The sequence below is a fragment of the Pseudomonas sp. DE0010 genome, assembly GCF_007680745.1.
Classification (GTDB): domain Bacteria; phylum Pseudomonadota; class Gammaproteobacteria; order Pseudomonadales; family Pseudomonadaceae; genus Aquipseudomonas; species Aquipseudomonas parafulva_B.
On record NZ_VEJQ01000192.1, the window covers coordinates 1 to 280 of the forward strand.

Consider the following 280-nt stretch of genomic DNA (forward strand, 5'->3'; position numbering starts at 1 on the left):
TCCAGGCGTTATGGTCCGATCCATCTCGTCCTCCTGCTGGAATCCATGAAAACCCTGTCCCTTACCGGCAAAGTCCTTCTCCTGCTGTTCTGGCTCACCGCAGCCGCCGCCATCGCTCTGCCTCTCGCTCGTCCTTTCCCCCAATTGCTCGCCCTGGTGGCCCTGGCCCTGCTGCTCCTGCACCTGGGTGAAGTCTTCGCCAGTCGTCGTGCCCTGCGCCTGCGTCGCCATCCCTGGCTCGACCGCCTGAGCCTGCTGACCTTTGGCACCTTTCATCGGC

The 280-nt window shown here is 63.6% G+C and carries 1 protein-coding gene; it reads left to right on the forward strand.

Features of this window, described 5'->3' with window-relative positions:
* Nucleotides 1-45: 45 nt before the first annotated feature.
* Nucleotides 46-280 (forward strand): DUF1145 domain-containing protein (locus FS767_RS22205; protein ID WP_144968247.1); only part of this gene is annotated, 235 nt, incomplete at its 3' end.